The sequence below is a fragment of the Nocardia sp. NBC_00416 genome (genome assembly GCF_036032445.1).
In the GTDB taxonomy this organism is placed as follows: domain Bacteria; phylum Actinomycetota; class Actinomycetes; order Mycobacteriales; family Mycobacteriaceae; genus Nocardia.
The window spans coordinates 3,180,864-3,195,925 of the sequence record NZ_CP107932.1; the positions used below are offsets into that span (position 1 = coordinate 3,180,864).

At 68.7% G+C, this 15,062-nt stretch carries 11 protein-coding genes; 7 read left to right on the forward strand and 4 right to left on the reverse strand.

What is annotated here, in order from left to right:
• Positions 1-29: 29 nt before the first annotated feature.
• Positions 30-266, reverse strand: a complete 237-nt coding sequence (locus tag OG804_RS13275) for a DUF3039 domain-containing protein (RefSeq protein WP_328397346.1) — start codon at positions 264-266, stop codon at positions 30-32.
• Positions 267-616: 350 nt separating this feature from the next.
• Between OG804_RS13275 and OG804_RS13280 the strand changes: the two genes are divergently transcribed.
• The 3 genes from OG804_RS13280 to OG804_RS13290 all read left to right on the forward strand — a co-directional run bounded on the left by OG804_RS13280 (position 617) and on the right by OG804_RS13290 (position 3,647).
• On the forward strand, positions 617-907 hold the full coding sequence (locus OG804_RS13280) for a DUF3099 domain-containing protein (protein WP_442941877.1): 291 nt from the start codon (positions 617-619) through the stop codon (positions 905-907).
• A gap of 73 nt (positions 908-980) precedes the next feature.
• Entirely contained in the window at positions 981-2,498 is a 1,518-nt protein-coding gene (locus OG804_RS13285) for a DUF7782 domain-containing protein (RefSeq protein ID WP_328397350.1), read from the forward strand.
• 180 nt (positions 2,499-2,678) lie between these two features.
• Positions 2,679-3,647 (forward strand): sigma-70 family RNA polymerase sigma factor, encoded by a 969-nt coding sequence (locus tag OG804_RS13290; protein WP_328397352.1) that lies wholly within the window; start codon positions 2,679-2,681, stop codon positions 3,645-3,647.
• 273 nt (positions 3,648-3,920) lie between these two features.
• Here the strand turns inward: OG804_RS13290 and OG804_RS13295 are convergent, their stop codons facing one another.
• Together OG804_RS13295 and OG804_RS13300 are read right to left on the reverse strand one after the other, a co-directional pair.
• Positions 3,921-6,608 (reverse strand): bifunctional acetate--CoA ligase family protein/GNAT family N-acetyltransferase, encoded by a 2,688-nt coding sequence (locus OG804_RS13295; protein ID WP_328397354.1) that lies wholly within the window; start codon positions 6,606-6,608, stop codon positions 3,921-3,923.
• Complete coding sequence (locus OG804_RS13300; RefSeq protein ID WP_328397357.1) at positions 6,601-7,866, reverse strand: acetoin utilization protein AcuC; 1,266 nt, start codon at positions 7,864-7,866, stop codon at positions 6,601-6,603. The genes OG804_RS13295 and OG804_RS13300 overlap by 8 nt, the downstream gene beginning before the upstream one ends.
• Positions 7,867-8,049: 183 nt before the next feature.
• Between OG804_RS13300 and OG804_RS13305 the strand changes: the two genes are divergently transcribed.
• Together OG804_RS13305 and galE are read left to right on the forward strand one after the other, a co-directional pair.
• A complete protein-coding gene (locus tag OG804_RS13305; RefSeq protein ID WP_328397359.1) occupies positions 8,050-8,739 on the forward strand; it encodes a metal-dependent transcriptional regulator in 690 nt (229 codons plus the stop codon).
• A gap of 3 nt (positions 8,740-8,742) precedes the next feature.
• Positions 8,743-9,723, forward strand: coding sequence for a UDP-glucose 4-epimerase GalE (gene galE, locus OG804_RS13310; protein ID WP_328397361.1), 981 nt, complete (start codon positions 8,743-8,745; stop codon positions 9,721-9,723).
• Positions 9,724-9,740: 17 nt separating this feature from the next.
• On the opposite strand, the gene OG804_RS13315 is transcribed toward galE, so the two are convergent.
• Positions 9,741-11,123, reverse strand: a complete 1,383-nt coding sequence (locus OG804_RS13315; protein WP_328397363.1) for a DUF4192 domain-containing protein — start codon at positions 11,121-11,123, stop codon at positions 9,741-9,743.
• Between the two features lie 421 nt (positions 11,124-11,544).
• On the opposite strand from OG804_RS13315, the gene OG804_RS13320 reads away from it, so the two are divergent.
• Entirely contained in the window at positions 11,545-12,486 is a 942-nt protein-coding gene (locus tag OG804_RS13320; protein ID WP_328397365.1) for a PAC2 family protein, read from the forward strand.
• Between the two features lie 76 nt (positions 12,487-12,562).
• Entirely contained in the window at positions 12,563-15,061 is a 2,499-nt protein-coding gene (locus OG804_RS13325) for a DEAD/DEAH box helicase (protein ID WP_328397367.1), read from the forward strand.
• The last annotated feature ends 1 nt before the right edge of the window (position 15,062 follow it).

A 15,062-nucleotide genomic window follows, 5' to 3' on the forward strand; every position in this document is an offset into this window, starting at 1 on the left:
GCCGATCGGCCCGGGCAGGCCGGTCGCGCTCAGTCGCCCTTGCGCAGGGTCTCGTAGACCTTCTTGCATTCGGGGCAGACCGGCGAACCGGGCTTCGGCGAACGCGTGACCGGGAAGACCTCACCGCACAGCGCGACCACCATGGTGCCCATCACGGCACTCTCGGCGATCCGGTCCTTCTTCACATAGTGGAAGAACTTGGGGGTGTCATCGCTGGTGGTCTCGTCGGTGGTCGTATCGGGGCGGACCAGAGTATCGGTACTCACGCCCTCCATGATGCCGCATCACCGCCGGGCGGCCGTACGTCCCCGCACACCGCGGCCTGTATACGCGGTAGCCGATGAGGTCGCCCGGCGGTGTCCGAACCCGGGATGAGACCAGCGACGACCGGAAGTCCTGGCACGGTCGCCGGGTTTCGGCCGGACGCGTTGTGCGCCGTGCGGGCGGTAGTGCAAGACTCGAAGGTATGCAGCAGCACGGCGAAGACTCCGAGCGCGGCTCGGAGCACCTCGACGCCGGTGCGAGCGGCCTCGATGACCGAGTCGGCACATCGCGGCCGGCCCGTCCCTCTCGTTCGCGCGGTTTCTTCCCCGGTGACGACGCCAAACACGCGGCGTTGATCACCGAGGCCGCGCCTTCGTTCGAAGACCAGCATCGTGCCCGGGTCCGCCGGTACACGATGATCATGGCGTTCCGGATCCCCGCGCTGGTACTCGCCGGCGTGTCCTACAGCGTCTTCGAGAACGCGCTGATCTCCATTCTGATCATGGCGGCCTCGGTGCCCCTCCCGTGGATCGCGGTGCTCATCGCCAACGACCGGCCGCCCCGGGACAAGAACGAACCCAGCCGCTGGGACCGCCCGCGCACCGCGCTGGAGGACCGCCGGCACGACGAGATCGACGGATAGCCGTCCGCGGCGCGCTACCGCAACCTGCGACGCGGCCGTCGGGACCCCCGCACGGGGGTGGCAGAGTACCGCTGTGCCCACTTCCGGATCGACCGTCACCTCGCCCCTGACCGCGCTGTGCCCGCAGTTGCGGACCGCACTGACCCGGGTGGGGTACGACGCCGACACTCTGCTCGAGGCGCTGGGCGCCGACGCCCACAGCGCGCTGGGCCGCGGGGAGCCGGTACCGGTGCGCCGGGCCGCGCGCGAAGCCGGTGAGCTGGGCCTTCTGGTCCGCCTGTTGCTTCTCGGTGACGCGCTCGACGAGCACGAGGCCGCCGCCGCCCTGGCGCCGGTCCGGATCGGCGACGCGGTCGCGGCCGGGCTACTGACGCGGGAGGGCGGTGCGGTGCGCGCGGCGCTGGATCTGCGTCCGATGGACACCGGAGCGGGTAATCGCTGGATCCTGTCCGACCTGGACGACTCCATGCAACGGCGGACCCTGACCGAGGATCATGTGCTCGGTGTGGGGCACGCCTCCCTGTCGTTACTGCGTGCCACCCCGACCACGCCCGTCGGATCGGCGCTCGATCTCGGTACCGGTTGCGGTATCCAGGCCGTGCACGCCGCGTCCTATGCCCGCACCGTCACCGCCACGGACGTGAACCCGCGCGCGCTGTGGCTGGCGGAGGCCACCGCCGCGCTGAACGAGCTGGATATCGACCTGATCGCCGGATCCTGGTTCGAGCCGGTGGCCGGGCGCCGTTTCGATCGGGTAGTGGCCAATCCACCGTTCGTGGTCGGCCCCGCGCGGATCGAGCACACCTACCGTGATTCCGGTCTCGCACTCGACGGCGCCAGCGAATTGGTGATCTCGCGCGTTCCCGAACTGCTGGCGCCGGGCGGCACCGCGGCGGTGCTGGCGGCCTGGATCCATACCGACGACGAGGACTGGCGGCAACGGGTCTCCCGATGGCTGCCCGCGCACGGCATCGACGCCTGGGTGGTCCAGCGTGATGTCGCCGACCCGGCGCTGTACGTGGGCACCTGGTTGCGGGACGCGGGGCTGGACCCGCGCAGCCCCGCGGCGCAACAGCGGGCCGAGGACTGGCTGACCGCGCTGGAACAGGCCGGGGTGACAGGTGTCGGGTTCGGATTCGTCTACCTGCGGTCCGTGGACGCCGCGACCGAGATATTGGCCGAGGACCTCACCCACGGTTTCGACGACCCGCTCGGGGCGGAGGCGCACGCGTATTTCGAACGGTCCGCCTGGTTGCGCCAGATCGCCGCCGAACCGTCGCGGGCCTGGCGGTCCCGATACCGGATAGATGGCGCGACCGCGCTCGAGCGGGTTCTCCTGCCGGGAGACGAGGGCTGGGAGCAGCGTGTGGCACGCGTCCACCGCGGCGACGGGCCACGCTGGCAGCACGAGGTGGACGAGACCACTGTCTCGTTGCTGGCGGGAATGCGCCCCGACGGGCTGCCGTTGTACGAACTGATCGAACTGCTGGCACTGTCACAGGGATCGGAGGAGGTCTCTCCCGAGTTCGCCGACGCCGCCCTCGGAGTGGTCACCGGGCTCGTACGGCACGGGCTGATTCATCCGGTATAGGAAAGGCGCGCGCTGCGACACCGTGTTTCCCGTCCGTGGATGGGTTCTCGTTCTCAGGAACTTCTCAGAACATCACTGTGAAAACCGCAGTTCAGAGCGGTTTATCCGCGCCCGGCGAGGGAACTTTCCCTATGTCGGGTCCGTTGTTCGGAGTGAGACACCACCGACAGGAGGCAAGTCATGACAAGCCCCGCCACCACTCGTGTGCGCCCCAGTGATACGGACCTCGACGCCCAGAGCCCCGCCGCCGACCTGGTACGCGTGTACCTGAACGGGATCGGCCGGACCGCGCTGCTCACCGCTGCCGACGAAGTGGAACTGGCCAAGCGCATCGAGGCGGGTCTCTACGCCCAGAACCTGCTGGAGACCGGCAAGCGACTGTCGGCAACTCGCAAGCGTGATCTGGCGATCGTCGTGCGTGAGGGCCAATCCGCACGATCGCACCTGCTGGAAGCCAACCTGCGTCTGGTCGTCTCGCTCGCCAAGCGGTATACGGGCCGGGGAATGCCACTCCTGGATCTGATCCAGGAAGGAAATCTGGGTCTGATCCGCGCGATGGAGAAGTTCGACTACGCGAAGGGCTTCAAGTTCTCCACTTACGCCACGTGGTGGATCCGCCAGGCGATCACCCGGGGTATGGCCGACCAGAGCCGCACCATCCGGCTCCCCGTCCACCTCGTCGAGCAGGTCAACAAGCTGGCCCGGATCAAGCGTGAACTGCATCAGCAGCTCGGCCGGGAAGCGACCGACGAGGAACTGGCCAGGGAGTCGGGTATCGCGGTGGAGAAGATCGCCGATCTACTGGACCACAGCCGGGACCCGGTGAGTCTCGATATGCCGGTGGGTAACGACGAAGAGGCCCCCCTCGGAGACTTCATCGAGGATTCCGAGGCGACCTCGGCCGAGAGCGCGGTCATCGCAGGTCTGCTGCACCACGATGTACGCAGCGTGCTGAACACGCTGGATGAGCGCGAACAACAGGTCATCCGGTTGCGCTTCGGGCTGGACGACGGCCAGCCGCGCACCCTGGACCAGATCGGGAAACTCTTCGGACTGTCCCGTGAGCGGGTACGCCAGATCGAGCGCGAGGTCATGTCCAAACTCCGCAAGGGCGAGCGGGCCGACCGGCTGCGCGCATACGCCAGCTGATCCGTGCCCGCGCGACAGCGGTGACCGGCCACCCGGCCGGTCACGCCGTATCCGGTCCGCCCGAAGAGCTGGCCAGCGTGCGCCGGTGATCCCGTCCTGGCGCCCCGCACAGAGCCCCCCAGAAATCCCCCGAAACCGGTGGCCGTCCAGGCCACCCCCAACGCCGACCGGGTTTGCGCGCCTGTACCCATCCGGGCGCCGCCCGGCGGCGCCCGGGCCGAGCCAGATTTCGGACGGACCGCGGAGCACACTTACCGCCGGCCGACCAGGATCTCACCCGAGACGCCGCGGCCCGGTATCGAAACGGCTGGGCTGCGCACCGATCCGAACCCGGGCATACAGGATCGCGGCGGACTCCGGGGCGGCCAGCACGGGCTCGCACGAAAGCTCCCGCATCTCCGGCAAATCGTCGAATATCGCCGAGATGCGCAGGGTCAGATCGATCAGCGCCGCTTTGTCGACCCGCGGACTGGCCGGGGTCCCGCTCAGTAGCGGGGCGGCGCGGGGCGCATCGATCAGCGCGGCTGCTTCCGACGCGGACAACGGCAGCGTCCGGTAGGCGCGGTCGCCGAGCAGTTCGATGATGGGCCCGGACAGACCGAACTCGATCACCGATCCGAAGGCCGGGTCATCCTGCACCTTCAGCACACATCCGACGCCCTTGGGCGCCATCCGCTGGATGTGCAGCAGCGGATCTCCGCACAGATCGACCAGATCGCGGTATGCCTGGCGCACCGCGTCGGGCCGCCAGAGGTCCAAGCGCACCCAGCTCAGATCCGGGCGGCGCCGCCAGCTCTCGTTCGTGGCCTTCGCCGCCACCGGATAACCCAGTTCCGCGGCCGCCGCCACGGCGGCCTCGGCGTCTGTCACGGCGCGGAACTCCACCACGGAGATGCCGTAGCAGTCGAGCAGTGCCACGGTCTCATCGTCGGTCAACCATCGCCCGGCGGAATCGGTCAGCCACTGAGTCATCAGCGCCACGGCTCGCTCGCCGTCGATACCTGCCGGTCGCCCGCCTTCGCCGACCGCCCCCGGCTGGAAGGCCGGCTGGTCGCGCCAGCGGGCATAGCGCTGCACCCGGGCCAGCGCGCGCACCGCGCGTGCCGGGTCCGGGTAGGACGGGATGGAGCCGCGGACGGCGGCGGCTCCCGGACCGCGCACCGCCAGAAGATTGGGGATTCCGTCGCCGCTGGCGAAGGTTGTGAGGACCGGTTTGGTTTCGTCCACCGACGCGACGGCGGCCCGGATGGCTTCCGCATACCCGGTCTGCGGCAACGGGATCGGGGGCGCGAAGATCACGATCACCGCATCGGTATCCGCGGCCCGGAGCGCGGCGGTGACCGCGGTGAAGTAGTCCTCCGGTGTGGCCTGCGGGCCGAGGTCGACCGGTTCCACCGCCGTGAGGCCTTCGCTGCGCGCGGCATCCGAGGTCAGCCAATTGAGCGCCGTGCTGTTCCCCACCACCGCCGGGCGGGGCCCGCGTGGTAACGGTTGATAGCCCAGCAGCGCCGCGCAATCGAACATCTCCGATATCGAATCTGCTTGGACCACACCGGATTGCGCGAACAAATCGCGCACGATGGATCGATCCAGTTCGCCGTCGGACATTCCGCGCGCGGCCAGCCGGCTGGGACTCACGGCCACGATCGGCTTGTTGCGGGCCACCCGCCGGGCGATCCGGGAGAACTTGCGCGGATTACCGAAACTCTCCAGGTACAGCAGGATCACATCGGTATCGGCGTCGGTGTCCCAGTACTGCAGAAGATCGTTACCGGAGACGTCGGCGCGGTTTCCGGCGGATACGAACGTGGACAGTCCGAGGTTGCGGGTGGCGGCCTCGGCGAGGATCGCAACGCCGAGCGGTCCCGACTGACAGAAGAATCCGATTCGCCCGCGACCCGGCAGCAGCGTGGCCAGCGTCGCGTTGAGGCCGACCGCCGGATCGGTGTTCGCGATACCGAGCGCGCTCGGCCCGACCACCCGCATTCCGTGCCCGCGGGCCGCCGCGACGAGCTCCGCCTCGGCCAGACGCCCCTGCTCCCCGGTCTCCCCGAAGCCGGCCGACAACACCAGCAGGCCCTTGACGCCCTTGGCCATGCAGTCGTCGAGAACCGAGCCGATCGAGGCCGCGGGTACCGCGACCACGGCCAGATCCACCTCGTCGGGGATATCGCGGACGGTCGGATAGGCGTGCACGCCGCGTACCGAACGCCGCTGCGGGTTCACCGGGTACACCGCGCCCTGGAAGGTCCCGTCCAGGAGATTGGCCAGCACCACGCCACCGACCCGTCCGGTGCTGGGGGTCGCGCCGATCACCGCCACCGACCGCGGGGCGAGCAGATTGCCCACGCTCCGCGCCTCGGAGGCGCGTTCGCGCGCGTCGCGTACCGACCGCAATGCCTCGGTGGGGTCGATGGCGAACTCCAGGTGCAGCACCGACCCGTCCCGGCTGCGCTCCACCTGATAGCCCGCCTCCCGGAACACGGTGACCATCACGGTGTTCTCGGCCAGAACCTCGGCGACGAAGGTGTCGATCAGGTTCTCCGCGGCCGCCCCGGCGAGATGTTCGAGCAGAATGGATCCGAGACCGCGTCCCTGATGCTCGTCGGCCACCACGAAGGCGACCTCGGCGGCGCGCGGCCCGGTGCGATCGAGGATCTCGTAGCGGCCGACGGCGATGATGGCCTCGCCCAGCACGATGACCAGTCCGACGCGGTCGTGATAGTCGAGGTGCGTGGTGCGGTACAGGTCCTTCGGTGAGATCCGCGGATAGGGCCCGAAGTAGCGCAGATAACGGCTGCGCTCGGACAGCGCGGCGTGGAACCGCTGTAGTTCTTCGGCGTCCGCCGGCGTGATCGGACGCAACCGCACCACACCGCCGTCGGAGGCCAATACGTCGGCCTGCCAGTGCAGCGGCGCCGGCGGCGGCTCGTCGGGAACGAGGTCGGCCGGTTCAGTCACGCGGATCCTCCGGGTCCAGGCCGAGCGGGCCGAAGCATGCTCGGCGGGTGGCGAGAACAGCCGTATCGATGGCGCGCTGGGCGCGATCGACGCGGGCATCCCCGGTTTCCGCGGTTCCTCCCGGTCCGTCCCAGCGGTGGAACGTGATGTCCACACCGTCGCCCATGGTGCGGGGCGGCGATATCCGCGGCCTGTCGGTGTGCACGAGATCTATCCAATCCTGCGGTATCGCGGTCGCCGGGTCCACCGGGCGGTCGAGCGCAATGCCCAGCAGGTGGGTCCAGGCCCGGGGTACCACCCGGACCAGCCCGTAGCCGCCGCCACCGACCGCGAGCCACCTACCCTCGGCGTAGCGGTCGGCCAGCTCCCGCATGGCGGCGAACGCCGCCCGCTGGCCTTCGATACCGAGTTCCAGTTCCGCGAGCGGATCCTCGCGATGGGTGTCCACCCCGCACTGGCTGACCACCAGCTGGGGCCGGAACGCCGCCACCGCGCCGGGAACCACCGCGTGGAACGCCCGTAGCCATTGCGGGTCCCGGGTGCCCGGCGGCACCGGGATGTTGACAGCGGTGCCGTCGCCGGCGCCGCTACCGGTTTCGTCCGGCCAGCCGGTGTTCGGCCACAGTGTTGCGGGATGCTGATGGATCGATACCGTCAGTACGCGCGGATCGCGATAGAACGCGTTCTGCACACCGTCGCCGTGGTGGACATCGACATCGAGATAGGCGATCCGGTCGAATCCGTGGTCGAGCAGCCAGGAGATGGCCACCGCCGCGTCGTTGTACACACAGAAACCGGCGGCCCGGCCCGGCATCGCGTGGTGCATACCGCCGCCGATGCTCACCGCCCGGCGAGTGGTGCCGGCCGCGATGGCCCGGGCGGCGGCCAGGGTTCCGCCGACGATCACCGACGACGCCTCGTGCATCCGGGGAAAGACCGGGTTGTCGGCGGAGCCCAGCCCGTACGGCGGATCCACGAGCGGCTCACCTTCCGGCTGCCCCGGCACCGCGTGCCGCACCGCATCGATGTAGTCCGCGGAGTGCACCCGCAGCAGATCCGCGGTATCGGCCGCGCCGGGTTCGAGAAGTTCGATACCGTCGAGCACTCCGAGAGCTCGCGCCAGTGCCATGGTGTAGCGCAACCGCACCGGTTTCATCGGATGCTCGGGGGTCCACGAGTAGTCCAGGAAGCGGTCCGTCCAGACGACGGTACCCGGCTCCCCGGGGGCAGGATTCGCATCCGGCGGTGCAGTGGCCATGATCGCAACCGTATCGGGAAGGGTGAAACCCCATTGCACGTTGTCATGCAGTAGAAATACATGTATGCGCGACTGCGGCGTCGGGCCGCGCGCCGACAGTATTCCCATCGCATCACGCGACCCGCTCCATCCGACCGGGGTCGCTGGTGCGCAGGTAGAATTCGTGCCGACGAAGGGGCAACAGTGAAGGATCTGGTCGACACCACGGAGATGTATCTCCGTACCATCTACGACCTCGAAGAGGAGGGCGTAGTACCTCTGCGCGCCCGGATCGCCGAGCGCCTCGAGCAGAGCGGGCCGACGGTGAGTCAGACCGTGGCACGGATGGAGCGCGACGGCTTGTTGCTCGTCGCGGGTGACCGGCATCTCGAACTGACCGAGAAGGGCCGCGGAATGGCGGTCGCGGTCATGCGCAAGCATCGGCTGGCCGAGCGGCTGCTGGTCGATATCATCGGCCTGGACTGGCAGAACGTCCATGCCGAAGCCTGTCGCTGGGAACACGTCATGAGCGAGGATGTCGAGCGCCGGCTGGTCGAGGTGCTCAATCACCCCACCACCTCTCCCTACGGCAACCCGATCCCGGGACTGGACGAGCTGGGTATCTCCGCGTCTCAGCTGCTGGAAGAACCGCTGAAGCGTTTGTCGGAGCTGCCGCAGGGCGGCACCCACGCGGTGGTGGTGCGCCGGCTGGCCGAACACATCCAGACCGACCCGGAGGTGATCGGCCGGCTGCGGGAAGCGGGGGTGGTGCCCGACGCCCGGGTGACCGTCGAGAGCAAACCGGGCGCCGTGGTCATCACGGTGCCGGGCCACTCCTCGGGTTTCGAGCTGCCCGACGAGCTGGCCCACGCCGTCCAGGTAAAGCTGGTCTGATCCGTGAAACTCCTGGTCACCGGCGGCGCCGGTTATGTCGGTGGGGTGTGCGCACTCGTCCTGCGGGAGCAGGGACACGAGGTGGTGGTCGTCGACGATCTGTCGACGGGCAATGCCGACGGTGTTCCCGCGGGCGTCGAATTCGTCGAGGGTGATATCGCCGAGATCGCCCCGGAACTCCTGCGCGCGCGGCAATTCGACGGTGTTCTGCATTTCGCGGCGCAGTCCCTCGTCGGTGAATCGGTGCAGCGGCCCGAGAAGTACTGGCACGGCAATGTGGTGAAAACGCTCACCCTGCTCGAAGCCATCCGGGAGACCGGCACCCCGCGGCTCGTCTTCTCCTCTACCGCGGCGGTGTACGGCGAGCCCGAACAGGTTCCGATCACCGAAGAGGCACCGGCCCGTCCCACCAACCCGTACGGCGCCTCGAAGCTGGCGATCGATCACGCCATCACCTCGTACTCCGTCGCCCACGGCCTGGCGGCGACCAGCTTGCGCTATTTCAACGTGGCGGGCGCTTACGGCGGGCTCGGCGAGAACCGAGTGGTGGAAACCCATCTGATTCCACTGGTGCTGCAGGTCGCCGCGGGACAACGAGATTCCATTGCGGTTTTCGGCACCGACTGGCCCACCCCCGATGGAACAGCGGTCCGCGACTACATCCATATTCTCGACCTGGCGCAGGCGCACCTGCTGGCGCTGGAAACGGCCGCGGCAGGCACTCACCGGGTGTTCAATCTCGGCAGCGGTACCGGGTTCTCGGTGCGCGAGGTGATCTCGGCCTGTGAGCGGGTGACCGGCGGACCGATCGCCGCGGTGGACGCGCCCCGCCGCGCCGGCGATCCGGCCGTGCTGATCGCCTCCAGCCGGCGCGCGATCGACGAACTCGGCTGGAAGCCCGAGCACAACGATCTCGACGAGATCGTCACCACTGCTTGGACCTACCTCCAGGGGCTGGGTTCCCGCGCACACAGCGCCCGCTGATCCGCGCAGTACCGGACTCACCACGCGGTGGTCAGGTCGACGCCGAGAGCAGCCGCCGCGTCCCGCCCGCATTGCGCCAGATCGCGTAGGCGTTCGGGACGCATACCGGCTTCCAGAGCGGTGTGCAGAAGGGCGGCCATCGGGTGGTGCGCATCCGCGTCGAGGGCGACGTCCAAGGCGATCCCGGCGAACGGACCGTCACCCCGGACGTAGGCGAAATAGCCCAGCAGAGTGGCTGCTTCGGCCCGATCCGCTCCGTTCAGCGCACGCGTCAATCGCCCCCACAGCCCCTCGGCCGCGTCGGCGTGCACGGTATCGGCCAGAGCGAACATCGAGTCGCGAATCTCCCGGTCACGCAGGGCGACCGCGATATCCGCGAGTTCCCGGGCTTCCGGTGCCGCCCCGGATTCCGCGTTCGCGATCAACCAGAGCACGGTGACCAGTTCACCGCGCAGATAGCCGGCCGGATCGTCGCGTCGGGCAGCCGCCGCGTAACGATCCTTGGCCCGCCCCCGGGCGCCCGCCAATTCCGACGAGACCTGTTCCTGTAGCGCCGTGTCCGAGGCGATCAGTGAGGTGAGTTCGGCACGGTCGTGACGGATCGGGCGACCGTCGAGTACCCGGTCGAGAGTCACCGTCGAGGCCGCCGGATCGGAGATCCGGCCGTGCCGCGCCGGACCGCTGAGGCTCCACCAGCGCTGGCCGGCCGCGATCGATCGCGCCCCCCAGGCTCCGCGCACGGGTACGGCGCGGCCGGCCAGCTGCCGCTCCAGTTCTTCGAGGACCGGCACCCGTTGGCGCACAGCGGGTTCTCGTTCCGCCAAACCGTCGTCCACTAGCACGGCGAGCACTCCCACTACGCCGGGACGTGCGCAGACCCGGGAGGCCGCCGCTGCGACGGTGGCGGTGTCGGAGGGAGCCCCGGTCTCCGGATGCCGCAGATCGAACCGGACCACGAGATCGATGATCGCGCTCTCGGCCGCCGCCGGCACCGCGCAGAGTACGGCCAGCACCAGCGAACGTTCCGGGCGGAATCCGAGCATGGCGGGGATCGCGGCGAGGAGATCGCCCGGATCGTCGAGACGGGCCGGCCCGGCGCGGCGCGCGGGGTCGTAGTCGCCCTCCGCCCGGTCCGAGCAACGGACTCGCCCCGCAGCGCCGGGTCTGCGGCTATTCGTGACGGGGTAGCACGAGCCCGGGCCGGCTGCCGTGTCACGGTGGCCGGAGCCCACGGGGCGCGGTAGACCGCCGGAGACGAGCGCCCGTGCCGTCGGGCACCGCCCCCTGGCCCCTTCGCCACCCGGTGGGAATTGACCGGGTCGACGTAATCCACCGGAATCACAGCGCGACGGCTGCGCGGTGGTAGCGCTGGAGCGGGAGGACGGCGTGGCGGAAGTCATGGCCCGATCATGCGGGATCGAACATCGCGCGAATCGACGGTGAGCTGGGGAAATAGCAGGACGAAAGAAGTCTGTGGATAACCGGGGGTTGTGCACAACCCCCGGTCCGCCGCGGACCGCGGCACCGGTCTCGATGGCTCGGTGAGGTAAATGCGACACATCCGGCCGTGGACTGTGCCAAAATCCCGATGCGTTCACGGCTACACCACCACAGCCGCCCCCGGACCGATCGCGGTCGGGACCGGGGAATTCAGCGGCGGCTACCGCTGTTGTCAGCACAGAGACCCGATGTCCGGCCGAATGAGACCGTTCATCGTCATGGGGGACAATGGAGGGCGATTCGCGGCTCGCGGTGCGGCAGCGGATACCAGCGAGGTCGCTGGACCCGCCCCCCGACGGATCGCGCAGGAAGGAGTACGCGATGGACTACGAGTCGCGAATGTACGAACTGGAGTTCCCCGCTCCGCAGTTGTCTTCCGACGACGGCTCGGGACCGGTCCTGGTGCACGGCCTGGAGGGCTACTCCGACGCGGGCCACGCGGTGCGGCTGGCCACGACGCATCTGCGGGAGAGCCTGGAAAGCGAACTCGTCGCCTCGTTCGACGTCGACGAACTGCTGGACTATCGGTCCCGGCGACCCCTGATGACCTTCAAATCCGACCACTTCTCCGACTACGCCGAACCGGAGCTGAATCTCTGGGCCCTGCGTGATACCGCGGGCACACCGTTTCTGCTGCTCGCGGGCATGGAACCCGATCTACGCTGGGAGAAGTTCACCACCGCGGTCCGGCTGCTGGCCGAACAGCTCGGAGTGCGCCGCAGTATCGGCTTGAGCGCCATTCCGATGGCCATCCCGCACACTCGGCCGCTGGGCCTGACCGCCCATTCCTCCAACCGCGATCTGATCCCGGACAATCAGCGCTGGCCGGGCGAACTGCAGGTGCCGGCGAGCGCGGCCACCCTGCTGGAGTACCGGATGGCCCAGCACGGCCACGAATCGCTGGGCTTCTCCGTCCACGTTCCGCACTATCTGGCCCAGACCTCCTACCCCGAGGCCGCGCAGACGCTGCTCGAGCACGTCGGTGAGAACTCCGGGCTGAAGTTCCCGCTCGCGGCGCTCGGCGAGGCGGCGGCCCGCGTGCGAGAGCAGGTCAACGAGCACATCGCCGGAAATTCCGAGGTGGAGACGGTCGTGCACGCGCTGGAGCGCCAATACGACACCTTCGTCACCGCCCAGGAACGGCAGTCCAGCCTGCTGGTCGGTGAGGGCGAACTGCCCAGCGGCGACGAACTCGGCGCCGAGTTCGAGCGGTTCCTGGCCGAACAGGGCGGTTACTCCGGCGAAGACGACGAACGGGGCTGAGCGGCGCCACCGGATCACCGACCGGCACGCAGCACCGTGCGCCGTTCGGTGAGCGTCGGCCCGTAGGGTGTCCCGAGTGGATCTGACCGAACTGCTCGACATACCGGGGACCGACGCCGACGCACTGTACGAGTCGTTCGCGGTGTGGGCCGCCGAGCAGGGCACTCCGCTCTATCCCGCCCAGGACGAGGCGTTATTGGAGCTGGCGGCCGGATCGCACGTCATTCTCGCCACCCCGACCGGATCGGGAAAATCGCTGGTCGCTGTCGGCGCGCACCTGTTCGCGCTGACCCGCGGCCTGCGCACCTACTACACCGCGCCCATCAAGGCGCTGGTGAGCGAGAAGTTCTTCGCGCTGTGCGATGTCTTCGGGGCCGAGCGGGTCGGCATGGTGACCGGGGATGCCGCGGTGAACCCGACCGCGCCGATCATCTGCGCCACCGCCGAGATCCTCGCCAACCTCGCGCTCCGCGAGGGCCCGGACGCCGAGGTCGGGCAGGTGGTGATGGACGAGTTCCACTTCTACTCAGACCCCGAACGCGGCTGGGCCTGGCAGGTTCCGCTGCTCGAGCTGCCGCGCGCGCAGTTCTTGTTGATGTCGGCCACCCTCGGTGAGGTCGATTTCTTCGCGGCCGACCTCGAGCGGCGCACCGGCCGCGGGGCCGCGGTGGTGGCGGGCACCGAACGCCCGGTGCCGCTGAACTTCTCCTATGCGCGGACCCCGATCACCGAAACCCTGACGGAGCTGGTTACCACCCACCAGGCACCGGTCTACGTCGTCCATTTCACCCAGGCCGCCGCGCTGGAGCGGGCGCAGGCGCTGACCAGCGCGAACTTCGCCAGCCGCGCCGAAAAGGACGCCATTGCCGAGGCATTGGGCGGGTTCCGGTTCTCGTCGGGATTCGGCAAGACCCTGTCCCGGCTGATCCGGCACGGAATCGGGGTGCACCACGCGGGGATGCTGCCCAAATACCGCCGGCTCGTGGAACGTCTGGCCCAGGACGGACTACTGAAGGTGGTGTGCGGTACCGACACTCTGGGCGTCGGTATCAATGTCCCGATCCGCACGGTGCTGTTGACCGGGCTCACCAAGTTCGACGGCGTCCGCACCCGCCGGCTGAAGGCCCGTGAGTTCCACCAGATCGCCGGACGCGCCGGTCGGGCCGGGTACGACACCATGGGCACAGTGGTGGTGCAGGCGCCCGAACACGAGGTGGAGAACACCCGGCTGCTGGCCAAGGCCGGCAACGATCCCAAGAAGATGCGGAAGGTGCAGCGGCGCAAACCACCCGAGGGGTTCGTCTCGTGGAGCGAGGAGACCTTCGACCGGCTGGTGGCGGCCGCACCCGAGCCGATGGTGTCACGATTCGCGGTGACCAACGCGATGCTGCTGAACGTGATCGCGCGCCCCGGCAACTGTTTCCAGGCGATGCGGCATCTACTGGAGGACAATCACGAGCCGCGCCCGGCGCAGCGTCGTCATATTCTGCGCGCCGTCCGACTCTATCGAGCACTGCGGGACGCCGGTGTCGTACAGCAACTGGCCGAACCCGATGAGCAGGGCCGGTACGCCCGGCTCACCGTGGATCTACAGCGTGATTTCGCCCTGGATCAGCCGCTGTCGCCGTTCGCGCTCGCCGCGTTCGAGTTGCTCGACAGCGATTCGCCCGGATACGCGCTCGATATGGTGTCGCTGATCGAGGCAACGCTGGAGGATCCCCGGCAGCTGCTGATGGCCCAGCAGCACAAGGCGCGCGGCGAGGCCGTGGCCGAGATGAAGGCCGAAGGTATCGAGTACGACCAGCGGATGGAACTGCTCGAGGACATCACCTGGCCCAAACCGCTGGCCGAACTGATCGAGGGCGCCTACGAGACGTACCGGTCGGGGCATCCGTGGCTGTCGGAATTCGCGCCCTCACCGAAATCGGTGGTCCGCGACATGGTCGAACGGGCCATGACCTTCACCGAACTGATCGCCTACTACGAGCTGGCGCGCTCGGAGGGCGTGGTGTTGCGCTACCTGGCCGACGCCTATCGCGCGCTGCGCCGCACCGTCCCCGACGCGGCCCGCACCGAGGAGCTCGACGATCTCACCGAATGGCTCGGGGAACTCGTCCGGCAGGTGGATTCCAGTCTGCTCGACGAATGGGAGCAACTCACCGGAGCCGGCGCGGAGAGCGATGCCGAACAGATCGCGTTCGGAGGTGAGAGCGTGCGGCCCATCTCGGCCAACGAGCGCGCGTTCCGGGTAATGGTCCGCAACGCGGTGTTCCGCCGCGTCGAACTCGCCTCGCGGCACCGCTGGTACGAGCTGACCGAACTGTCTCCGGGCCCGGACTGGGAGAACGACCTCGCCCCGTACTTCGCCGAATACGCGAGTATCGGCACCGGCCCCGATGCTCGCGGACCACAGCTGTTCAGGGTGGAGACCCGGCCCGGGTTCTGGCAGGTGCGCCAGGTGCTCGACGATCCGGCCGGCGACCATGGATGGGCGATGATCGCGACCGTGGATCTGGCCGAATCGGATGCGGCCGGTGAAGTGGTGTTCGACGAAGTCTCGGTGGTGGCGGGTTGAT